At 66.9% G+C, this 23,840-nt stretch carries 13 protein-coding genes; 10 read left to right on the forward strand and 3 right to left on the reverse strand.

Features of this window, described 5'->3' with window-relative positions; all coding sequences use genetic code 11:
* Positions 1-3 precede the first annotated feature (3 nt).
* Positions 4-762 (forward strand): DUF3159 domain-containing protein, encoded by a 759-nt coding sequence (locus J7E88_RS00610; protein ID WP_215176089.1) that lies wholly within the window; start codon positions 4-6, stop codon positions 760-762.
* Between the two features lie 192 nt (positions 763-954).
* Here J7E88_RS00610 and J7E88_RS00615 read toward each other — a convergent pair whose 3' ends face one another.
* Both J7E88_RS00615 and J7E88_RS00620 read right to left on the reverse strand, forming a co-directional pair.
* Positions 955-1,620 carry a TrkA family potassium uptake protein gene (locus tag J7E88_RS00615; RefSeq protein ID WP_215176090.1) on the reverse strand — a complete coding sequence of 222 codons (666 nt, stop codon included), beginning with the start codon at positions 1,618-1,620 and terminating at the stop codon, positions 955-957.
* Positions 1,620-2,288 (reverse strand): TrkA family potassium uptake protein, encoded by a 669-nt coding sequence (locus J7E88_RS00620; protein ID WP_215176199.1) that lies wholly within the window; start codon positions 2,286-2,288, stop codon positions 1,620-1,622. The genes J7E88_RS00615 and J7E88_RS00620 overlap by 1 nt, the downstream gene beginning before the upstream one ends.
* A gap of 182 nt (positions 2,289-2,470) precedes the next feature.
* Here J7E88_RS00620 and J7E88_RS00625 point away from each other — a divergent pair, with 182 nt between their 5' ends.
* The 8 genes from J7E88_RS00625 to J7E88_RS00660 all read left to right on the forward strand — a co-directional run bounded on the left by J7E88_RS00625 (position 2,471) and on the right by J7E88_RS00660 (position 18,403).
* Positions 2,471-4,519, forward strand: a complete 2,049-nt coding sequence (locus J7E88_RS00625; protein WP_215176091.1) for an APC family permease — start codon at positions 2,471-2,473, stop codon at positions 4,517-4,519.
* A gap of 69 nt (positions 4,520-4,588) precedes the next feature.
* A complete protein-coding gene (locus J7E88_RS00630; protein ID WP_215176093.1) occupies positions 4,589-5,917 on the forward strand; it encodes a class I SAM-dependent RNA methyltransferase in 1,329 nt (442 codons plus the stop codon).
* Between the two features lie 329 nt (positions 5,918-6,246).
* Positions 6,247-7,233: an AAA family ATPase gene (locus tag J7E88_RS00635; RefSeq protein WP_215176097.1), complete on the forward strand. Its 987-nt coding sequence runs from the start codon at positions 6,247-6,249 to the stop codon at positions 7,231-7,233.
* A gap of 133 nt (positions 7,234-7,366) precedes the next feature.
* Complete coding sequence (locus tag J7E88_RS00640) at positions 7,367-9,865, forward strand: S8 family peptidase (RefSeq protein ID WP_215176098.1); 2,499 nt, start codon at positions 7,367-7,369, stop codon at positions 9,863-9,865.
* A gap of 179 nt (positions 9,866-10,044) precedes the next feature.
* Positions 10,045-12,093, forward strand: a complete 2,049-nt coding sequence (locus tag J7E88_RS00645) for a class I SAM-dependent DNA methyltransferase (protein WP_308307207.1) — start codon at positions 10,045-10,047, stop codon at positions 12,091-12,093.
* Complete coding sequence (locus J7E88_RS00650) at positions 12,090-13,424, forward strand: restriction endonuclease subunit S (RefSeq protein ID WP_215176100.1); 1,335 nt, start codon at positions 12,090-12,092, stop codon at positions 13,422-13,424. Before J7E88_RS00645 ends, J7E88_RS00650 begins: the two co-directional genes overlap by 4 nt.
* A gap of 182 nt (positions 13,425-13,606) precedes the next feature.
* Positions 13,607-16,693, forward strand: a complete 3,087-nt coding sequence (locus J7E88_RS00655; protein WP_251021944.1) for a type I restriction endonuclease subunit R — start codon at positions 13,607-13,609, stop codon at positions 16,691-16,693.
* A gap of 51 nt (positions 16,694-16,744) precedes the next feature.
* Entirely contained in the window at positions 16,745-18,403 is a 1,659-nt protein-coding gene (locus J7E88_RS00660; protein ID WP_308307208.1) for a serine/threonine-protein kinase, read from the forward strand.
* 4 nt (positions 18,404-18,407) lie between these two features.
* Here J7E88_RS00660 and J7E88_RS00665 read toward each other — a convergent pair whose 3' ends face one another.
* On the reverse strand, positions 18,408-22,367 hold the full coding sequence (locus J7E88_RS00665; RefSeq protein WP_215176102.1) for an NACHT domain-containing NTPase: 3,960 nt from the start codon (positions 22,365-22,367) through the stop codon (positions 18,408-18,410).
* 250 nt (positions 22,368-22,617) lie between these two features.
* On the opposite strand from J7E88_RS00665, the gene J7E88_RS00670 reads away from it, so the two are divergent.
* The gene (locus J7E88_RS00670; RefSeq protein ID WP_215176103.1) at positions 22,618-22,878 is read left to right on the forward strand and encodes a hypothetical protein; all 261 of its coding nucleotides are present in this window, start codon (positions 22,618-22,620) and stop codon (positions 22,876-22,878) included.
* The last annotated feature ends 962 nt before the right edge of the window (positions 22,879-23,840 follow it).

Consider the following 23,840-nt stretch of genomic DNA (forward strand, 5'->3'; position numbering starts at 1 on the left):
CCGGTGACGTCTGTCGACAAGCCGACCCCCACGACGAACGACCAGCAGCAGGACAGCGAGCAGGGCCCCGCCGACTCGAAGGCGGTCACCGAGGCGGCGCTGTTCGAGGCGTTCGGCGGCATGCGCGGCATGGTGGAGACGGTCCTGCCGGGCCTGCTCTTCGTCACGATCTACACGGTCAACAGGGACCTGCACATCTCGGCGATCGCCGCACTCGCGGTCTCGCTGGTGCTGGTCGCCGTCAGGCTGGTCCGCAAGGACACCGTGAAGCACGCCTTCAGCGGCGTCTTCGGCGTTGCCTTCGGCGTCGTCTTCGCGATGATGACGGGCAACGCGAAGGACTTCTATCTGCCGGGCATGCTCTACACGCTCGGGCTCGCTCTGGCGTACATCATCACGACGCTGGCGGGCGTGCCGCTGATCGGCCTGATCCTCGGCCCGGTCTTCAAGGAGAACCTCTCCTGGCGCACCCGCAACCCCGGCCGCAAGAAGGCGTACGCGAAGGCCAGCTGGGCCTGGGGCCTGATCCTGCTCGCCAAGTGCGCCATCCTCTTCCCGCTGTACTGGTGGGCGGACACGACACAGCTGGGCTGGGTCCTGGTCACGCTGAAGATCCCGCCGTTCCTGCTGGCCGTGTACCTGACGTGGCTGTTCCTGGCGAAGGCGCCGCCGCCGATCGACGTCTTCGCGGAGATGGAGGCGGAGGAACGGGCGGAGAAGGCCCGCAAGGAGGCAGCCGCGCACGGCGGCGGCGAGGGATAGCCGCGCACGCCCCTGGTGCCACTGCGCAACGGCCCGGAACCGAGACGGTTCCGGGCCGTTGCCGTGTCCTGTGCGTGGGGACCCGCGCGTCAGGAGACCGTGCGTGGGGCCACGGGCCAGGAGACTGTGCGTCGGGCCACCCCGGAGACGGGTGGCCCGTGCCGTCCAGGAGACGGTGCGCCGGGCCGCGCGTCAGGGCCGGCGGACCGAGAGCAGGTCCTCCAACTGCTCCTCACGCGCTTGGGCCGCCACGAACAGCAGCTCGTCGCCCGCCTCCAGCGTCTCCTCAGGGCTCGGGGTGAGGACCCGGGAGCCGCGGATGATCGTCACCAGGGAGGTGTCCTCGGGCCACGCCACATCGCTCACCTGCGTACCCGCCAGCGCCGACTCCGGGGGGAGCGTCAGTTCGACGAGGTTCGCGTCGCCGTGGCTGAAGCGCAGCAGACGCACCAGGTCGCCCACGCTCACCGCCTCCTCCACCAGCGCCGACATCAGGCGCGGGGTGGAGACGGCCACGTCCACGCCCCAGGACTCGTTGAAGAGCCACTCGTTCTTGGGGTTGTTCACGCGGGCGACCACCCGCGGCACCCCGTACTCCGTCTTCGCCAGCAGCGACACGACCAGGTTCACCTTGTCGTCGCCCGTCGCCGCGATCACCACGTTGCAGCGCTGCAGCGCCGCCTCGTCCAGCGAGGTGATCTCACAGGCGTCGGCCAGCAGCCACTCAGCCTGCGGCACCCGCTCCACCGAGATGGCGGTCGGGGCCTTGTCGACCAGGAGCACCTCGTGCCCGTTCTCCAGCAGCTCACCCGCGATGGAACGGCCCACCGCGCCGGCGCCCGCAATAGCCACCCGCATCAGTGACCGCCCTCCTCAGGACCCTCCGAGAAGGCCGCCTCGACCTTCGCGATCTCGTCCGTACGCATCATCACGTGCACGAGGTCGCCCTCCTGCAACACGGTCTGCGACGTCGGCAGCACCGCCTCGCCCAGCCGTGTGAGGAAGGCGACGCGTACGCCTGTCTCCTCCTGCAGCCTGCTGACCTTGTGGCCGATCCAGGCAGGCGACGTGTGGACCTCCGCCAGCTGCACCGCGCCGCTGGGATCACTCCACAGCGGCTCCGCGCCCGACGGCAGCAGCCTCCGCAGCATCTGGTCGGCGGTCCAGCGGACCGTCGCGACCGTCGGAATGCCGAGGCGCTGGTAGACCTCCGCGCGGCGCGGGTCGTAGATCCGGGCGGCGACGTTCTCGATGCCGAACATCTCGCGCGCCACCCGCGCCGCGATGATGTTCGAATTGTCGCCGCTGCTCACCGCGGCGAACGCGCCCGCTTCCTCGATCCCCGCCTCGCGCAGGGTGTCCTGGTCGAAGCCGACACCGGTGACGCGGCGGCCACCGAATCCGGATCCCAGGCGGCGGAAGGCCGTGGGGTCCCGGTCGACGACGGCGACCGTGTGCCCCTGCTGCTCCAGGGTCTGCGCGAGGGCGGCTCCCACTCGTCCGCACCCCATGATGACGATGTGCACGACCGTCCTTCCGGCTGTCACTGATCCTGTCCTGCAGTCAAGACCCTCCAGGATCTCAGACCGCGGCCCTAGCTAAACACGTGCGGTCGCCCCCTTGACCCCGGCGTCACCGGAGACAGGATTCCGTTAAGGCGTGGGTGGTGAGTGGGCATGACTGATATCGAACGCTTACGATCCTCACCGTGTCCAAACTGACCGACGTGCCCAAACGGATCCTGATCGGCCGGGCGCTGCGCAGCGACAAGCTGGGAGAGACCCTTCTTCCCAAGCGCATCGCGCTCCCCGTCTTCGCCTCCGACCCGCTTTCCTCTGTGGCGTACGCCCCGGGCGAAGTCCTGCTGGTCCTGTCCATCGCGGGTGTGTCGGCCTACCACTTCAGCCCCTGGATCGCCGTGGCGGTCGTGGTGCTGATGTTCACGGTCGTCGCCTCCTACCGGCAGAACGTGCACGCGTACCCGAGCGGCGGCGGCGACTACGAGGTCGCCAACACCAACCTCGGGCCGAAAGCCGGCCTCACCGTCGCCAGCGCGCTGCTCGTCGACTACGTCCTGACCGTCGCCGTCTCGATCTCCTCCGGCGTGGAGAACCTCGGCTCGGCCATCCCCTTCGTCGTCGAACACAAGGTGTTCAGCGCCATCGTCATCATCGTGCTGCTGACGCTGATGAACCTGCGCGGTGTCAAGGAGTCGGGCAAGCTCTTCGCCATCCCGACATACGTCTTCGTCACCGGTGTGTTCCTCATGATCGCCTGGGGGGCGTTCAAGGGGATCGTCCTCGACGAGAGCATGCGCGCCCCGACCGCCGACTACGAGATCAAGGCCGAACACGAGGGCCTCGCCGGCTTCGCGCTCCTCTTCCTGCTGCTGCGCGCCTTCTCCTCCGGCTGTGCGGCGCTCACCGGCGTCGAGGCGATCAGCAACGGCGTCCCCGCCTTCCGCAAGCCCAAGAGCAGGAACGCCGGGACCACGCTGGCGATGATGGGCACCCTCGCCGTCATCATGTTCTGCGGCATCATCGGCCTCGCCATGGCCACCGACGTCAAGATGGCCGAGAACCCGGCCAAGGACCTGCTCGCGGGCGGCACACCGGTCGGCTCCGACTACGTCCAGCACCCGGTGATCTCGCAGGTCGCGGCCGCCGTCTTCGGCGACGGCACGTTCTTCTTCGTGCTGCTCGCCGCAGCGACGGCACTCGTGCTGTTCCTCGCGGCCAACACCGCGTACAACGGCTTCCCGCTGCTCGGCTCGATCCTCGCCCAGGACCGCTACCTGCCGCGCCAGCTGCACACCCGCGGCGACCGGCTCGCCTTCTCCAACGGCATCGTGCTGCTGGCCGGAGCCGCCATCCTGCTCGTCTGGGTCTACGGAGCCGACTCCACCAAGCTGATCCAGCTCTACATCGTCGGCGTCTTCGTCTCCTTCACGCTCAGCCAGACCGGCATGGTCCGGCACTGGAACCGGCACCTGAAGACCGAGACGAACAAGGCCAAGCGGCGTCACATGATCCGCTCCCGCGCGATCAACACCTTCGGCGCCTTCTTCACCGGCCTGGTGCTCGTGGTCGTCCTCGCCACCAAGTTCACGCACGGCGCCTGGGTCGCCCTGCTCGGCATGGTGATCTTCTACGGAACGATGAGCGCGATCCGCCGGCACTACGACCGGGTCGCCGAGGAGATCGCCGCGCCCGACGAGCCGACCGACGACACCGCACGCCCCTCCCGCGTGCACTCGATCGTCCTCGTCTCCAAGCTCCACCGCCCGACGCTGCGCGCCCTCGCGTACGCCAAGCTGATGCGTTCCGACAAGCTGGAGGCGCTGAGCATCAACGTCGACCCGGCCGAGACCAAGGCGCTCAAGGCGGAGTGGGAGCGGCGCAGCATCAACGTCCCGCTGAAGATCCTCGACTCGCCCTACCGCGAGGTCACCCGCCCGGTCATCGACTACGTCAAGAGCATCCGGCGCGACAGTCCGCGCGACGCGGTCAGCGTGATCATCCCCGAGTACGTGGTCGGCCACTGGTACGAGCAGCTGCTGCACAACCAGAGCGCCCTGCGCCTCAAGGGCCGGCTGCTGTTCACCCCCGGGGTGATGGTCACCTCGGTGCCGTACCAGCTCCAGTCCTCCGAGGCCGCGAAGAAGCGGGCCAGGAAGCGCCAGGAGTGGAACGCGCCCGGCTCGGTGCGCCGCGGTCCGGTCGACCAGCGCCCCAAGCAGCCGGCGGCCAAGAGCTGAACCGGAGGCACGTAGACTGGTGGGCTGCCGCCCCGGCAGCCCACGTCTCACCTCTGGAGTCACCCCCTCATGCAGAACGCACCGGATTCTTCGCTGATCGGGGAGGAGTACGAGGTCGAGGTCGGTCCCGTGGCACACGGCGGCCACTGCATCGCCCGCACCGACGAGGGCCGCGTGCTGTTCGTACGGCACGCGCTGCCCGGCGAGAAGGTTCTCGCCCGCGTCACCGAGGGCGAGGAGGACTCGCGCTTCCTGCGCGCCGACGCCGTACGGATCGTCGAGGCGTCAAAGGACCGCGTCGAGGCCCCCTGCCCGTATGCCGGGCCGGGCCTGTGCGGCGGCTGCGACTGGCAGCACGCCAAGCCGGGTGCGCAGCGGCGGCTCAAGGGCGAGGTGATCGCGGAGCAGTTGCAGCGGCTCGCCGGTCTGACTCCCGAGGAGGCCGGCTGGGACGGCACCGTGATGCCGGCCCCGGGCGACAAGCTCCCGGCCGGTGAGGTGCCCGCCTGGCGCACCCGCGTGCAGTACGCGATCGACGCAGAGGGACGCGCCGGGCTGCGCAAGCACCGCTCGCACGACGTCCAGCCCATCGACCACTGCATGATCGCGGCGCCGGGCGTCAGCGAACTGGGCATCGAGAAGCGGGAATGGCCGCAGATGGCCGCGGTGGAGGCGATCGCGGCGACCGGCTCCCACGACCGCCAGGTCGTCCTCACCCCGCGCCCCGGCGGCCGGCTCCCGCTGGTCGAACTCGACAAGCCCGTCTCGGTGTTGCGCGTGGACGAGAAGGACGGCGGTGTCCACCGGGTCCACGGCCGCGCCTTCGTCCGTGAGCGCGCCGACGAGCGTACGTACCGCGTGGGCATGGGCGGCTTCTGGCAGGTGCACCCGCAGGCGGCGGACGTCCTGGTGAAGGCCGTGATGCAGGGCCTGCTGCCGCGCAAGGGCGACATGGCACTCGACCTCTACTGCGGCGTTGGCCTGTTCGCGGGTGCGCTCGCGGACCGGGTCGGCGAGAAGGGCGCGGTGCTCGGCATCGAGTCCGGCAAGCGCGCGGTGGAGGACGCCCGGCACAACCTCCAGGACTTCGACCGTGTCCGCATCGAACAGGGCAAGGTGGAGCAGGTCCTGCCGCGGACCAGGATCTCCGAGGTCGACCTGATCGTCCTCGACCCGCCGCGCGCGGGCGCCGGCAGGCAGACGGTCAAGCACCTGTCCTCACTGGGCGCCCGCCGCATCGCCTACGTGGCCTGCGACCCGGCGGCGCTGGCCCGCGACCTGGCGTACTTCCGCGAGGGCGGCTACAAGCCGCGCACACTGCGGGCGTTCGACCTGTTCCCGATGACGCACCACGTAGAGTGTGTCGCCATCCTCGAACCGGCCGCAAAGGGCTCCTGACCTGCGGTTTTGTGCGTGCGCATTATGTGCGTTGTGGGCGTTACGGGCGATATCTTGACGCTGAAATGACGCTCGTGACGCTCATTTGACGCTCGTTCTGATGGGGCGTCAGGCGCGCGATGCCGCTGCTCAGGCGCTCTGTCGGCCACGCCGTGGGGCAGGTTTGGCCGCGTGAGTCTGATCGAGAGCGCGCTGCTGCGGGCGGTGAGCGGGAACGTCCAGGCAACACTCTGCCGCCTCGAGCCGTACGATGCAGGCGGCACAGGTGCCCATTGGCTCCTGGGTAGACCTCCCTCACGGATAGCTGGCATCGGAAGGGTGACAGGCGTATGGCGGCGAACGCCGAGCACCTGAAAGCTCTCGTGCGAGCGCACGCCGAAGCCAACGACGACCTTTTCTATAGCGTCGCCCTGCAGGTGGCGGCGAAGTCCGCTCGCCAGGGGCAGGGAAAGTTTGCTGTAGAGCTGCGAACGCTGGTGGAGACCGCGCAGCAGAAGCAGAGCAGAGCCGGCAGCCGGAATGCCGCAACCCCGGTAGTGCAGCCCCGCGGCGAGCTCACCAGTCTTCTGACAGCGGGCTACCCCGACACCGAACTTGACGACATGACCCTGGACGCGGGGCTACGAGCTTCTCTGGACCGCGTGCTGCACGAGCAGCGCCAGCGCGCCCGGCTGGAGCGTTTCGGCTTCACTCCAGTGCACCGCATCCTGCTGTCTGGCCCTCCAGGAACCGGAAAGAGCATGACCGCCGCGGCATTGGCCGGCGAGCTGAAGCTGCCGTTGTTCACCATCCGCCTGGACGGTCTGATCAGCCGGTTTATGGGTGAGACAGCAGCAAAACTGCGCCTGGTCTTCGACGCGGTCGCCCAGACCCGCGCTGTCTATTTGTTCGACGAATTCGATGCCCTCGGCGCCGAGCGAGCGGCAGGCAACGACGTTGGCGAGGCCCGCAGGATCCTGAACTCGTTCCTGCTGTTCCTGGACGAGGCTCCCTCTGAGAGCCTGGTCGTCGCCGGCACCAACCATCACCAGCTTCTGGACCGGGCGCTCTTCCGCCGCTTCGACATGATCGCCACGTACGGCCCGCCCACGCCCGAGCAAGCCGTGGAGGTAATGCACCGACGGCTAGCCGGAATGGATACAGGCACAGTACGGTGGGACGCCGTGACAGACAGTGCATCCGGCCTGAGCCATGCCGAGCTTGTCAAAGCGGCGGAGGCGGCGGCCAAAAGGGCCATCCTGGCCGGCCGAGACGTGGTGGACGAGCAGCTGCTGCTGGAAGCACTGAGCGAGCGGCACGCGTCCCACCATGCCTGAGCCCGCAAGAGCGACCCCGCACTTGGTGGTGCCCTGGCGGGCCGCCACGCTGACCCCGCGCCCCGAGCCCTCTGGCGGAGGCGGACCTGAGCTAGCCCAGCGCGAAGACCGTCACGGGCACGCTGCTTCCCTGGTGGACGGCCTTGAGAGAGCCGAACGCGAGTCGGCCCAGCTCATCCACGAGACCCCCGACGCGTTCCAACCTGACGGTTTCGCCGTGCGGATCGAAGCAGCGCGTGACCACCCGCTGTCGCTGGAGCGTCTCGACGGCTCGGGCCTCACTCTCATGAGCAGCCATCCGCAGACCGACGACGGTCCGCAGGCTGCGCTGGTCTGGGTCCCGTTCGACAGAGTCACCTCGTTCACGCAGCGGATCCACGCCTTCACCGAGGACACCGACGGGGGCAACCCAAAGCAGGCCCCTTTGGTGGCCAACATGGAGCAGATCCACCGAGCGCTTCTGGAGCACCTCTGGCAGGAGCGGCAGGACCTGCCGCCCATGAACGAGGAGCGGTGGTGGGAGCTGTGGTTTGATCCGCGGATCTCGCCGACGGATCCGGTTGTCACCCTGCGTGCTCTTGCCGGCGAGCGGCGGTGGCGCATGAACGACCGGGCGATCCATGTGGGCGAGCGCCTTGTCGCGCATGTCGCGACGACCGGCGAGGAGCTCACGGTCCTGCTGGCCACGAACGCCTGCCCTGCCGAGATCCGCAGGCCGACCTTCGCTGAGGGCCTCCACGCAGTTGACCGCGCCTTCCGCGTGGACCTCGTCGAAGATCTTGCTGAGCGCATTGAGCCGGCCGACCCGCAGGCCCCCGCGGTGTGCATTCTGGACACGGGCATAGCCCAGGAACATTCGCTACTCAAGCCCGCACTGCACGAGCGGGCCTACAGCGTGCTGCCAGGCAGTACACCAGCCGACCGCAGCGGACACGGGACGCAGATGGCCGGGCTTGCCCTGTTCGGGGACTTCGCTGCCGCCCTTGAGTCGAAAGGCCGAGTGGTCCTCAGCCACGGACTGGAGTCCGTGAAGATCCTGGACGACAGCTACGCACCGGCTACGTCGCCGCGGACCTGCGCCGAGACGACCGCGAACGCTGTAGCGACCGCCGAAATCGGCAATGGTGGTCCCATGCCGTCCGCCCGGGTCTTCTCGATGGCCGTCACCCGGCAGTCCGGGGAAGGCGAGAACGGTGTCGACGGCACAGCAACCCTGTGGTCGGCCACCCTGGATGCTCTGGCGGCGGGCACGGACGTGACCGTGCGAGACGACCGCATCGATTTGATCGGCGCACCGGATCCTGCGGCGTCGCGGCTGATCATCGTCAGCGCAGGCAACGTCCGTGGTGCCGTGCCCCATCAGATGCGCACCGAGGAAGGCACGCTGGATCCCCTGCTGCTCTCCGACCTGTCGCGTATTGAGGAACCTGCCCAGGCGCACAACGTGCTCACCGTGGGGGCCTGCACGCACCTGGATACCGTCCCGGACACTCCCTTGTTCCGTGGGTATCGGCCGCTCGTCGTCCAAGGCGGCCTGTCGCCGTTCAGTCGAACCTCGGTGGCGCTCACAAACGCAGCCATCACCAAGCCCGACATCGTCCTGGAAGGCGGCAATATGCTCGTCGCGCCGGACGACAGCTTCCTGGACGAGCACGAACTGGTGAGCGTGGCAACCACCCACCACGACCCCGCGCGTCAGCTGACCTGGACAAACGCCACCAGTGCTGCCACCGCACAGGCGGCAGCACTGGCCGCCACGGCGATGAGCACTTATCCCGGACTACGGCCGGAGGCTGTCCGCGCCCTGCTCGTCCACGAGGCCCAATGGACGTCGGCCATGGTCGACCAGGGCCTTTTCAAGAAGTCCGGGACTCCCAAACTGGCCAAGGGTGAGGTCATGCGGCAGGTGATCCGCCGCTACGGCTGGGGCGTGCCCACCGCCGAACGCATCCGCAGCAGCGCCTCCAACGCCGTCACGATGATCGTTCAAAACACCCTGGTGCCGTTCAAGAGGGTCAAGGGCGGGCAGGTCCGGCTGGCCGAACTCAAGCTGCACGAACTGCCGTGGCCGCTGGAGCAGCTGCGCGAGCTGGCCGAAACCACCGTGGACCTACGCGTGACGCTCGCCTACATGATCGAACCCAACCCCGGCCGGCGTGGCATGCTCGGCCGCTACAGCTACGCCTCACACGGCCTGCGCTTCGCTATTAAGGGCCCAACCGAATCAGGCGACGCCTTCCAGAGGCGGTTGGCTGAACAGGCAGAACACGAAAGCGACGGGATCGGCAACCCGAAAGCGTTCGAGTCCCACAGTCACTGGCTGGTCGGCCCACGATTCCGCAATCTCGGCTCCCTGCACGCGGACATCTGGCGCGGATCAGCGGCCGAGCTCGCCGACTGCGGCACGCTCGCGGTCTACCCTGTCGGCGGCTGGTGGAAGGCGAACAAGCGAAATGACCGAATCGGTCTCCCTGTCAGCTACGCCCTCCTGATCTCCCTGCGCACGCCAGAGGTCTCCACCGACCTGTACAGCCCCATCGCAACCCAGCTTGGCGTGCCGGTCGAGGTCACTCCACACGCACAGACCGAGATTTTGGACGGCATCCCCATCCAGATGGAATTTGGCTGGTAGGTGACCAGGCGGGCGCAACCCAGCGTCGGCGGCCCTGACGGACACGCCTCCGGCCATCTTGAGATCATCGACCGCAGCCCTGCGGCCCGTCCGGTTTCCGTACGCTAGCCCTGTCAGACCTCTCCGGTACGGTGCGACCAGCCGGGCCCTCCATGCGGAACAACACAAGAAGGTGGCGTGTGAGCGACAAGAATCAGGAGCTGGCCGACTTCATTTGGTCGGTCGCCGACCTGCTGCGGGGCGACTACAAGCGCTCCGAGTACGGCAAGGTCATCCTGCCGATGACGCTTCTACGCCGCATGGACTGCGTGATGAAGGACACCCGCGAGGCCGTATGGGCACGTGCTGACTCCTTCGCGGGTCAGAACAAGGACGCGGTCCTGCGCGCCACTGCCGGCCGCGACTTCTACAACCTCTCGCGGCAGACCTTCGCTACGATCGGTGCGGACCCGGACACGCAAAAGGTCGAGAAGAACCTCAAGGATTTCATCGGCGGCTTCTCCTCGGAGGCCACCGAGATCCTGGACCACTATGCCTTCCATCTGCAGATCGACCGCTTGGCCAAGGCTGGCCTGCTCTACCTTGTGGTCCAGAAGTTCGCTGGCATCGACCTGAGCCTCGAGGCCGTGGACAACCACAACATGGGTTACGTCTTCGAAGAGTTGATCCGCAAGTTCGCGGACGCCTCGAACGAGACCGCTGGTGAGCACTTCACCCCGCGTGAGGTCATCGAGCTGATGGTCGAGCTGCTCCTGGCTCCGGACGGCGAGCGCCTCACCGGCGCAGCGCCGGTAATCGACATCCTCGACCCTGCCTGTGGCACCGGCGGTATGCTCTCCGCGGCCCAGGACCACATCAAGGCCCTCAACCCCAACGCGCGTGTGAACGTCTTCGGGCAAGAGCTCAATGCCGAGTCGTACGCGATCTGCCGCTCCGACATGCTGCTGAAGGGCCAGGCCGCCTCCAACATCCACTTCGGCAACTCCTTCACCCAGGACGGCCATGAGGACGAGCAGTTCGAGTACATGCTCGCCAACCCGCCCTTCGGCGTGGAGTGGAAGAAGGTCGAAAAGCAGGTCAAGCAGGAGCACGAAGACCGCGGCTACGACGGCCGCTTCGGTGCCGGACTGCCTCGAATCAACGACGGCTCGTTCCTCTTCTTGCAGCACATGATCCACAAAATGCGACCGCTGAAGAAGGACGCCGAAGGCAAGGAGATCGGCGGCAGCCGCATCGCGATCGTCTTCAACGGCTCCCCGCTCTTCACCGGCGGCGCCGGCTCCGGCGAGTCCGAGATCCGCCGCTGGATCATCCGCAACAACTACTTGGAAACGATCGTCGCTCTCCCCGACCAGCTCTTCTACAACACTGGCATCTCGACCTACGTCTGGATCGTCACCAATCGCAAGCCTAAGAACCTCAAGGACCGGATCATCCTCATCGATGCGCGGGACCAGTGGTCCAAGATGCGGAAGTCGCTGAGCAACAAGCGCAAGGAGATCAGGGAGGATCAGCGCAAGGAGATCAGCGCCTGGTACGGGGAGGCATACCGCCTCACCCGCTCTGGGGATGGCTCGCAGCACTCCGTGCCGGACAAGGTCAAGGTTTTCGACGCGGACGACTTTGGCTACCAGCGCATCATGGTGGACCGGCCTCTCAAGTTGCGATTCGAGGTATCCGAGGATTCCCTGGACGCGCTGCGGGTGGCCAAGGCAGTGGAGAAGGAGCTCGGCGAGGGCGGTCCCGAGACACTGGCGGACGCGCTCAAGCCACTACTGGGCGGCTCGTGGGAAACCAAGGCGGAGGCATGGATCGCACTGGGTGCTGCCCTAGACGCGGCCGGCATCAGATGGCCGAATAGCAAGCCTTTTGATAAGGCCGTCCGTGACGCAGTCGGTGTTCCGGATCCAGAGGGTGAGGTCCAGTACGTCAAGAAGGGGCAGGTCGAGCCTGACCCGGATCTGCGGGACGCGGAGAACGTGCCACTGCGCGAAGACATTGACGAGTACTTCGAACGGGAGGTTCGACCCCACGTCGGAGACGCATGGATCGCGGAGACGAAAGACCCAAGGACCAAAGAAACTGTACGCTCCCGCGTGGGATTCGATATCCCGTTCACCCGACACTTTTATGTGTACACGCCGCCACGGCCACTGGCAGAGATCAAAGCCCAGCTGACGGCACTTGAGATGGACATTCAGGCTCTGCTCGGAGAAGTGGCCCGTTGAACAGCTCAACCTTCGACCCGCGCTCGCTCAGGCTCCCCGAGAGCTACGAACTCGTCCGACTCGGCTACGTCGCCCGCTTGCAGAATGGGCTGACTGTCGACGCGAAACGAGACATCACCGGCGATGTCGTGACGCGGCCTTACCTGCGTGTCGCCAATGTGCAGGCCGGGAGCCTCAACCTCGAGTCGGTCACGGAGATCACCGTGCCCCGAAGTGTGGCCCGACGCAGCACACTCCGCCCCGGCGACGTACTGATGACCGAAGGCGGGGACTTGGACAAGCTGGGCCGCGGGACGGTCTGGCGGGGCGAACTGGAAGAGTGCCTGCACCAGAACCATATCTTTGCGATTCGGCCCGATCCACGGCGCCTCAATGGCCGGTTTCTCGCCTATTTGACGCAGTCGCTATACGGGCGCTGCTATTTCGAAAGCACGGGCACGAGAACCACGAACCTGGCCTCCACCAATAGCAGTAAAATTCAGAGTTTTCCTCTGCCGCTACCTCCATTGGAGGAACAGAAGCGCATCGCGGACTATCTCGATATTGAAATTGCCCGCATTGATGAAACGGTCGAGCTTCGCCAGAAACAGCTTGAGCTTCTGGAAGATCAGGACATCTCGACAGTCCTGTATTTTGTAGGTGGGCAAGGTGAGCCGACCGAAGAGAGGAAGCCAAGCGGACTGGATTGGATCGGTGACGTTCCAGAGTCGTGGCCTGTGATGCCCGTTGCGTATCAGTATGAAGTGCTCCTCGGGAAAATGCTCAGTCCTGAGCGGGCGCGCGGAGAACATCTCCGCCCCTACTTGCGGAACGTCAATGTTCAATGGGACGCCATCAGTACCGACGACCTCTTGATGATGAACTTTCCTCCGGAGGAGAGGGTCCGATACCGCCTGCGTGCTGGAGATCTCCTGATTTGTGAAGGCGGAGAGCCGGGAAGATGCGCCATCTGGAACGGAGCGGTTGACGAAATCTATTACCAGAAGGCTTTGCATCGGGTTCGTGCTCGCGGATACAGTTCTCCGCGCTGGCTCTACTACTGCATGAAGGCCGCCACGTCGCAGAATGTATTTGCCGTCGAAGGTAATGCCACCACGATCGCGCATTTGACCGGCGAACAGCTTCGCGCGCACCGCTTCCCCTTCCCTCCCCGCGGCACTCAAGATCGCATTACTGGAATTCTTGACGAGGAGGCGAATCAGACGCGGGATCTTCGCAGCAAAATTGACCGTCAACTCGACCTCCTTGCCGAGCACCGCCAGGTTCTAATCACGGCCGCAGTAACCGGCCAACTCGACAACAACACAGCACCCCAGAACGCCGCCGCTTAGCAACCAGCCGCCCACCCGACCACCTACGGAGCCTCCAAATGCCCACCTCCCCTCCCCGCGCGCACGAGGCCCACACTGAGGGCGCTTTTGAGGACGCTGTCGAGGCGGCCCTGCTCCGCAGCGACTGGGAGCGGGGTCCGGCCACGGCCTACAACCACGAGCTCGGCATCGACACCTCGGAGTTGTCAGCGTTCCTGCGTGACTCTCAGCTGGATGCGTGGGAGCGATTGATGGAAACGTACGGCGAGCCGGAGGAGTACGCGATCCAGCGGTTCGCCGCGCACGTGGCCAAGCAGATAGATGAGCGCGGGCTGCTGGACGTGCTGCGCCACGGGGTGGTCCAGCGCAACATCAAGCTGCGGCTGGCGTACTTCCGGCCCGCCCACACTCTGGCCGCGGGAGCGTTGGATGAGTACATCGCCAACCGGCTCACAGTGGTGCGGCAGTTCCGCTACTCCGCTGCGGAGCCGACCAAGTCCCTGGACCTTGCGTTCTTTGTGAACGGACTGCCCATCGCGTCAGCCGAGCTGAAGAATCCCCTCACCGGGCAGTCGGTCGAGGACGCGAAGCGGCAGTACCGCACTGACCGTGACCCGAACGAGCTGTTCTTCGCCCGCCGCAGCCTGGTGCACTTCGCAGTTGATCCGAACCTAGTGTTCCTGACCACGCGCTTGGCCGGGGCGAAAACGCGGTTCCTGCCGTTCAACATGGGCACCGGCGACGGGGGCAACATCGGAGGCGCAGGGAACCCGCCGGCTGCCCCTGGGGCGGAGTACGCAGTCTCCTACCTGTTCGACGAGGTGATGCGGCGCGACAACTGGCTAGACCTGCTGCACCGTTACCTTCATGTGGAGGACGAGGCGGCCAAGGCCGGCAGAGCCCCCCGCTATCGTCCCGGCTCCGCACACAAGCAGCCGCTGATTTTCCCTCGGTTCCACCAGTGGCACGCAGTCCGGAAGATGACGAACCACGCGGCCAAGCACGGCGCAGGAGAAAACTATCTGATTCAACACTCGGCAGGATCGGGTAAGTCGAACACGATCGCTTGGCTCGCACACCGCCTGGCGTCACTGCACACCCCCGAAGACCCCGCGTTGCTGGACCCGGCTGCCGCCCAGGCAAAGGGCCTCGGGCCTAATCAGCAGGTCTTCGACAAGGTCGTCGTCATCACCGACCGGCGGGTGTTGGACAAGCAACTTCAGGACACGATCTACCAGTTCGACCACACACCCGGTGTGGTGCTGCGCGTCGACGATGACTCCCAGCAACTCGCTGACGCATTGACCGGGACGACCGCCCGCATCGTCATCACGACACTCCAGAAGTTCCCGTTCGTCCTGGACAAGGCGTCCGGGCTCGGCCGCGAGCGTCGCTACGCGGTCATCATTGACGAGGCGCACTCATCCCAGGGAGGCAAGGGCACCGACGCGCTCAAGCGGATGCTGGGCAAGTTGGGCGAGGGCACGGTCGATGAGGACGGCGATCCGCTGACTGCGACCGCGCTGGCCCGCGGTAAGCAGCCCAACCTGTCCTTCTTCGCGTTCACCGCAACCCCGAAGGACAAGACCCTCAAACTGTTCGGAACCGAGTCACCTGTCACGGGCCAGATGGAGCCGTTCCACATCTACTCGATGCGGCAGGCCATCGAGGAGGGCTTCATCCTCGACGTGCTCGGTACTTACGTCACTTACGGCACGTACTTCAAGCTGCAGCAGGCAGCCGCGGACGAGGCTGAGCGGCAGGTTGATCCGCGCAAGGCGAAAGCGAAGCTGGTGCGGGCCGCGCTGATGTCGGCGGCCTCCCTGGAGTCCAGGGCGAAGATCATCGTGGATCACTTCCGTGCCCACACCATGAATCGGCTCGGCGGCCGAGCGCGCGCCATGGTCGTCACTCCCAGCCGCGAGCACGCCGTGCGCCTCTACCAGGCGATCCGCGGCTACGTGGAGCGCTGCGGCTACACCGACTGCGGCACTCTGGTGGCGTTCTCCGGGACCCTCACTCTGGACGAGATCGAGTACACCGAAGCGAAGCTGAACGGCTTCCCCGAGAGCAAGCTGCCCGAAGCCTTCGCCTACACCCGCCTGGACGACCCCAAGCCGCCGTCCGTGCCCCGGCCTGAGTACCGCATCCTGGTCGTCGCCGACAAGTACCAGACCGGCTTCGATCAGCCCCTGCTGACGACGATGTACGTTGACAAGCTACTCGCCGGCCTCGCCGCCGTGCAGACACTGTCTCGGCTGAATCGCACGCACCCCTTGAAGTCGGCCGAGGACTTGTTCGTGATGGACTTCGCGAACAAACCGGAGGTGATCGAGGAGGCGTTTCAGCAGTACTACGAGGCGTCGATCTCCGAGCCGACTGACCCGGACTTTCTGTTCACCCGGCACGATGAGGTGATGGCCTATCGGCTGTTGATCGAGGCGGAAATGGATGCCTTCGTCACCGCCTACTTCGCCGCCTTCAAGAACGGCACTGCCACCGACGCTGCGGTCTCCAAGGCACACTCGAAGCTGTACGTCTATACCCAGCCCGCCGTGGACCGGTTCAACGCCCTGGCCGAGGACGAGCCGGACGCAGCACAGGAGTTCCGACGCGCCCTGGACTCCTACGTCAAAGCGTACGGCTGGCTCTCCCACGTCATCGGCTTTGAGAACGAGGACCTGGAGCGTCTCTACCAATACGGGAGATTCCTGGTACGCCGCCTCCGGCTCCCGGTCGGCTCAGCAAGCGCGGACATTGGGGAGGTCACTCCTAGCCACATGAATGTTCGCAAGACCGGCACTGCCGAGCTCAACCTTAAGGCGGAGGGTCTTCAACTGCTGCCCGGTCTGGTCCCGCAGCCCGCTGGCGCAGGCCCGGAGGTCGAGGAGAGGTCCCTCGCCGAGGTCATCGAATCGGTCAACGACGAGTACGGCATAGGTCTGTCCACCACGGACCAGATCCTTCTCGGCCAGCTTGTTGTCGCCGTCTCGGAGGATCCGGACCTGAAGCGAATCGGCCTGCACAATGACGAGGAGACCTTCCGGCGGGAGGTCGACAAGGACATGGACCGCATCGTGATTGACCAGGCCAAGTCCAACGACGCCCTGCTCGTGCGGTATTACGACGACCCTCTCATCAATAAGATCTTCAAGCAGGTCGCCACCCAGCAGGCGTACGGGCTCATCCGCCGTCCCGTCCGCCGGGAAGCGGAGCGACGAGCCACCGCCGAGCGGGCTGCAGCGATCAAATCTGGCGAAGCCGGAACCACCCTGCCAGCCGATGCGTAACCTGCAACGAAAGTCCCGCCTCACGTCGAACTCTGGTGCTGGGCAGGCACCGTGGCCGAAGGGATCGCTGCAGTGCCGCACGATGGGCTTCATGATGCGCCGACCGAGTACGCCGGAGGGTCGCCGTCCCGCGTAATCGCGGGACGCTACCGGCTCGACCGACCTATCGGCGCCGGCGGCATGGGCGAGGTCTGGCACGCCTACGACGAGCGCCTCGACCGTCGCGTTGCGGTCAAGATGATGCTCACTGACACCCGCGGTCTGCCCGGCATCCCCGGCCTCGGTGCAGCCGAGATGCTGGCCAACCGCCGCGACCGCTTCCTGCGCGAAGTCCGCACCACCGCCGCCCTGGAACACCTCGGGATCCCAGCCATCTACGACACTGGCATCGACGAGACCACACATCAGCTGTACGTGGTCATGCAGCTGCTGCGGGGACGCGAAGTGCAGGCCATCATCGATGACACTCACTACGACGTCTCACCGCTGGCCATCTCCTGGGCCGCAGCAGCAGGAGTACAGATCGCCTCCGTACTGGACGAGGTGCACCGCAACGACGTCGTACACCGCGACATCAAACCCGCCAACCTCATGATCACCCCCGACGGTGTCGTCAAGGTCCTCGACTTCGGAGTTGCCGCCCTGCGCGGCTCCGGCAACCATCCCCGCCTGACCCAAGAGGGCATGACTGTCGGCACCCCGCCCTACATGTCCCCCGAGCAGAGCCTCGCCAACGAAGTCGGCCCGGCCTCCGACATCTACGCCTTGGCCTGCGTGCTGTACGAGCTTCTCACCGGCCGCCCGCCATTCATTGCCGATGCCAACGGCTCCCACGCCTGGCACCACGTGCGTACTGACCCACCGCCGATCCGCACGCGGCGCCGCGACCTTCCCCAGGAACTGGAGGACCTCCTCCTGGGCATGCTGAACAAGGAACCCGAACGTCGCCTGGCCGCTTCCCAGGTTTACGACGCCCTGCTGCCTTGGGTCTACAAGCAGGACGGCTCCGGCACTATGCGAGCCGAGTACGACCCACGCCAGCCCTTCCACCGCCCCTTCAACGGGCCGTCCAAACGCCCCGCCCCAACCGGCTACTCACCGACGCAGATCGTCGAGGCCGAACCGAACGCTGTCGCGGAGGCAGCCTCCGCCCTCCTCACCGACGCAGAGGCCAACGAAGCCGCAGATCTCGCCGCACAGCTCGCCCAGGACGGCAAGTTCGTTCAAGCAGCAGACCTCCTAGCCGGTGCTATCCACCGCGCCCAGGACGGCGTCCTGCACGACGACCTCATGTTCTCCCTGGCCCAAGTCCGATTCTTGGCCGGCGCCCACCGCGAAGCCGCCGCGCTCTTTGACGAGGTCGGCGCTGCCTGGAGTGCCCGCTACGGCGCCGACGACGCACAAGCCCTACTCTGCCTCTACTACGCCGCCCAGTGCCGCATGGCCCTCGGTGAGTCGACAGCCTCGATCGAAGCCTTCCACGCCTATACCGCCCGTGCCCCCGACCCCGACGATGCAGAAGCCGTCGACCGCCACTTGGACGCCCTCGCCAACCTCGCTCGCCTTCATGCCGCCAGCGAACGCTTCCCCGAAGCCCGCCGCGCCGTCGCGGAACTGCGTGAAGCGACCGAGCGTTTGCGCGGCCCCAACGCCCCAGACCTCGCCGACATCGACGCATTCGTAAAGCGTCTCAACCGCTTCACGGCTTGAAGGCTCACCGGATACCCGCCCAGTGATCGCAACGGTCTGCCCGGTACCGAGCCCAACCGCCCTCGGAAGACTCGGGTGACTCTGGTTTGGCCGCCGATGCTAGGCCGTCGCATCCTCCGCCGTCATCAGCTCCGGCCACGGTCCGCCGCAACGGATCCGGGCGTTGACGGTGGAGGTGGGAGGTGACTGTGGAGCGGATCTGGGGTGGGAGGGTGGTGTCGTTACCGAGGGCCTGATACCAGGTCGGGGGCTGTGAGGTGGTGCCGGCCAGCATGGAGAAGGCGGTGACCGCAACGTGCCCCATTGCGGGCTCGGAATGTGCCAAGTCGACGACGAGCCTGCGGCGTGCTCCGGCTCCCAGGCTCGCGAGGGTAGCTCCGACGGTGCTCGCCGTGAACTTGGCGAAGTTGTCGGCGATGCCGTTTGGGTGGTTTCCCAGACGCTGCGCCGCTCTGACCAGGCCGCGGGCGGCGAGCTCAGGGGCGGCTGCGGCCACACGGCCAAGCATCTCGGCGGCCAGGCGGGCGCACGAGGCGTCCACAGAGCCCAGCGTCTCTCCAGCTGGGAGTGTGAGATCGAGTACGGTGTCCAGCGCGATGCCGGACTCGGCTGCGGCCAAGGGATGTCGGCGGGCGAGAAGTACCGCCAGGGCGCGGTGCGGCGATGAGGCCCCGGCCTGTCTCTCCGGCCGCGTCTTGATGTCCTTGCGCAACTGTTCAGTCAACGGCTCGAGCTGCTGCCACTCCCATGCGGAGTGCGAGGCGCATTCCTCGACCAGCAGCAGCATGCTGGTGTAGCGGCTGTCACCAGCCGCCAGGGCCCTCGCGGCCGCGTCGGGTGCTGGCGGCAACCAAGACCAGTGCTTGACGAGCGTCCGCCACAGCTGGATCTGCTCAGAGGTCCTGAGGTCCTTGGTCAGTGCCTCGATCTCGGGCATGGTCTTCGGGGGTGGAGCCAGGCTGGCCGCCGCGGCGGCCTCGACGAGTGTGGTCAGCTCACGCAGTGGCTGATGGTGGAGTGCGTCCTGTACCAGGTGGGTGAGGACGTCGTCCGTGAGGTGGGCGAGCAGGCTGGTGGAGATCCGGGCGACGGCCCAGCCGGCCTCCGTACGCGCCTTCGGTGCGGTGTCGGCCCACGTCTTCAACACGGCTAGCGCTGGACGGTGGGCGGCTGCCGCGGCCGCGCCCAGGACGTCTGTCAGTCCGCCGGGGGAGAGCCACAACGTCGGTGTGTCGTCGTCCGGCAGGAGTGCGGCGAGCCGGTCCGGGCCGAGGCCCGCCTCGACGGCCTTCTCGACGGCCTCTGTCAGCCAGGCGGCCCGGTTCCGGCTGCCGTCCGCATGCTTCGCCGGACACGGCAGGGTTGCCAGCTCGGCGCGGCAGGCCGCGTCGACGGCATCGCGGAAGCCGTTGGCCGGGCCCAGGAGGGCAGGTACGAGTACGTGCGTCAACGCAACCGTCTGCACGGTGGGGGAGCGCACGTCCAGCACTTCTCCGACGGCCTGTTGGGCACGTTCGGCCGACAGCAGGGCGGCCAGCCGCCCCGCACCGTGCAGGCGGGCCCGGCCTGCTCCCCGGTCGCCCTTGAGCAGGGCGGCGGTGAGCTGCTTACTCGCGACGGCCTCCGTCGCCGGCTGGGCGTCCGCCCACAGGCGGCCGACGGACCGTTCTAGGTCCGCGACCCCCTTGGGGGCTTTGGTGGGGCGCTCGTCGAGGAGGGACTCGAAGCCCGGGAGCGCCAACTGCCTCAGACCGGAGTGCCGCGCCGCGGGGGAGATGCGCCGCACGCAGTCCTCGACCTGGTCGACGGCGTCGGCCACGATTCCGTAGGCACCGACCCCAGCGAGGACGCGGCAGACGTCGTTCAGCCATTCCAGCGCCTCCTCGGCGTCGTGTGGGAACAGGGCGGCGAAGAGGGCGAGCCAGGCAGGCTTGTGAGTCTTGAGCGGCTGGGGGCCTTGCTTCACCCACCAGCTCAGCCGCTGTTCCTTCCCCGCGACGAACTCGACCGCCTCGTCCGGGTGCTGGCTTGCAAGGCGGCCGACGGCGGCGAACAGGGTGCGTCGTAGTGCCGGTTGCCGCTCGGTCAGCGGCCATACCACCGTCAGATCCTCGACCCAGCGCTGGCCCGTGGGGTGCACATGACCCGGGAGCCGCTCCACGAATCTCTTGAGGCTGTGCGGCGAAGCGCGGCGCAACGCGGTGTGGGCGGCGGCCGCGTCGCCGGCCCCGGGGGCGCGCATGTCGGCGTACCACTCCAGGGCCCGGTCGGACAGCACCTCGTCCTCCAGCAGCGGTCGCAGGAGTGCGCTGTTGACACCCGGGTCGGCGCGCGGGATCAGTTGGCCGGCCACCGCCGCGAGGACGAGGTCCTGCGGATGGGTGGTCATCCGAGTGACCAGCTGGGCGGTGCCGCGGCCAGCGGTGCGCAGGTACTCGGCCGCCATGAACTCGAAGAACGTCTGGTGGAAGAACCGCAGCCCGCCGGCGGGTGTGTCCGTCACCAGCCCCCTTCTGCGCAACTCGGCCAGCTCGAGGCCGATGCGTGGGCGGGACACGCCTGGGAGGAGACGCTCCAGGGAGTCTCCCGCGTCCCCGGACCGGTACTCGATGGTGTTCGCGCTCAGCATGTAGCGGGCCAGAGCCTGGGCGGTGCGAGTCAGGTCCCAGTCTGCCCGGGAGTCGCCATCCTCAACAACGGGAGCTGCTCCCTCGCGGCCCGCGGGTTCTCCCCTGCCCGCCATCAACTCCTCGCCCCCCGCCCGTGCGTCGCGCTGGACCCGCTCGACGCGCACTAGGTCGAACAGCCCACCTGCATCGACCTGCTGCAGCGGTGGGTTCGGGGCGTAGAGGTCGAACAGCAGTCTCAGGTAGAGGGGGTTGGCGCACACCTCCTTCACCGGCAGCCCCTGGTAGACCGCGCCCAGGATGTCTGCCTTCAGTCGTTCGGCGGCGCCGGCCCCGTATAGCGTGTCGGGGCAGAAGACGTCGGCATGTCGTTGCACGGCCTCGTTCCGCTCGTCGTCCGAGTACAGGCCCAACGTGATCTGCGGGCGGCGGAATGCCACAGATTCCTCCTCCGCTTCGGAGTCCTCGGTCACCGCGCCGTGGACGCCGTCGCCCTGCGGAAAGAACTGCAGTTCCACGGCCTCCTCAGGGCGGCATGTGAGCACCACGGGTACTTGCCACCTGTCCATGGCGCTCAGGAGGTCCTGGACCACCGCCACGCCCTTGGGCTGGGCAACGAGCAGATCCAGGGTGTCGACCAGCACGACGGGACGGTTCCCGAGCCGCCGTGAACAGCGGGCGGCCGCCGTGATGTCATCGGTGGTCACGGCCGTCGGGTTCTGCTGTCGCACCAGCCCCTCGATGAGGTAGCTGGCGCGTACGAAGAGCGGCTCTACTCCCTCGGTCGCGCCGAGCCGGCCGTACAGGCTCCACAACAGGGACGTCTTGCCGCAGCCCGGTTCTCCGGTGATCAGCTGGGCGCTGCCAGCCTCCGCCCCCAGGGCCTTGTTGATGACGGACTGTTCAACGTCGCGGCGCACGTACAGCTGTTCCAAGGCGACGCGGCCCCGGGCCTCCGGTCCGGTCTGGGACACCACCGAGGCATCCTGATATGCGGCGGCGCTCAGCTGCATCATCTGCAGGTACGCGAGGTGTCCCTTGGTGGCGTGGAGCCTGCTGATCCGCATCAGCTGCCCGTCGATGCTTCTGAAACGGGCCTGGTGAGCGCCCGGCCAGAGCTGATAGCCAAATGACGAGTTCGTCATCAACCCGTCCAGCATCTTTCTCAGCGCGTCGGGCTGCGGCACCGCACGGCCGTTGCACCAGTCGGAGACCGTCGTCGTCGACTTGCCCGACAACTTCACCAGCAGGGTCTGCTGCGGCTCGGGCCGGCCCGCAGCGAGTGGAAGGTCGAAGAGGAGAGCCCGCAGCAGTTTTCCGAACTCGTCCTTGGTCACGTGATGCACCCCTCCCGTGCGAATCCTTCTGCGGAGTTCTACCGCAGCCGACCCCGCTGCGGCGCCCTCCCACTCAACTGAGGGCATCCCACCGGATCCGCCCGGAATGCTTATGCACCCCGTCTGATCAGCCCTTATGTCTGCGATGCCTGCGCCGGAATCCACCGGACGAGGCAGGTCGCGGAAAGGGTCGGGTGCGGCGCCGCCAGCCGGCAGCGCCAACCGCAACCACCCGATGGGGGAGAGCACTATGAACGGTTTCCACCTCACCGCCGCGGCCAACTGCACGACACCCAGCCTCGGTGGCCTGGCACTCAGCTTCCTGCCCTGGGTCCTGCTCGTTCTCGTCAGCGGGGCGATCGCGGGAGCAGCCGTGGGCTGGATCAGCCGGCGTGCCGGGGACGGCCGCTGGGAGGCACTGCGCCACGGTGTGATGGCCTCGGTCGCATGGGTCGGCCCTCCGCTGGCCGTGCTGCTGTCGCTCGTCAACCTGTTCAGCCAGTGCCGTTGACGCGACCGGTTTCGCACCGTCCGTGGGTCCGGTACGGCAGACCCGCGGACGGCTTTGGCGGCTGTGGCGGGCAACCCCGCACTCCAGCCATTGCTCGTCGGGGCGCGCGTGGGTGGTTCTCGTGTGCCCGTTGACGTCCAACCGCTGGTCCTTGCAGGGGCGATGCAGCGGCCAGGGGCGTGGAGCCAGCGTGTCGCCCCGCAGGCCAATCGGAGACGAGCAGGATGCCCTCGTACCTACGACCTGAGGAGTCCTGTTGCCCCGAGCCTCGAAGGCGCCGGTCCCCAGCCGCGCGCGCAACACCAAGAGCGCGATCGAGGCGATCCTCGACGCTGCCACAGAGCTGCGGCCCACGCCCGGATATATCAACGGCACGGACTACGCGGACTGGTCCGTCGAGGCTACGCCTGTTCTACTGCGCGCGCTCGCCGACCTGGCCCAACACCACAATGAGGGCGAACTCGCCGACGACCTCCGCAGGTTCAGCGGACCCATGTGCTTGGAGCCGCTATACGACGACCCGTCCAAGAACTGCTCCCCTCGATCGTTCTGCGCGGAAGTCGTGGCGAGCGAGGGAGAACCCTGCCCGGAGCACAGCCCTGCGAACGCAGATGCTTTGGGCCGCTGCATCTACCCCGACCGGGGCAGGTTGTGCCGGGAGCCTCGCGTACATGGAAAGGACCGGTGCGCCGGGCACGTGAAGCTGTGCCTCGTGGTACAGCTGGACGGCACGGTGTGCGGTAGGCGGAGCTGTGGGGTTCCGAAGCACAAGCGGATTGCTGCGGCGTCAGCGGCTGAAGCTGTAGCAGTTCCTGCATCGTCGTAACACCAGCCAAGCGGGGTGGTGTTGAGCCGATCGTGGACGTCTGCCGTCGATCTTCGTCAAGGCGTTGGTGCTGCGTGAACCCGTCCGGGTAGTTCATGGCGACCTTGGTCCGACCTACGTTGCCTGTCGTACACGA

The organism is Streptomyces sp. ISL-10 (assembly GCF_018614575.1).
Lineage (GTDB): Bacteria > Actinomycetota > Actinomycetes > Streptomycetales > Streptomycetaceae > Streptomyces.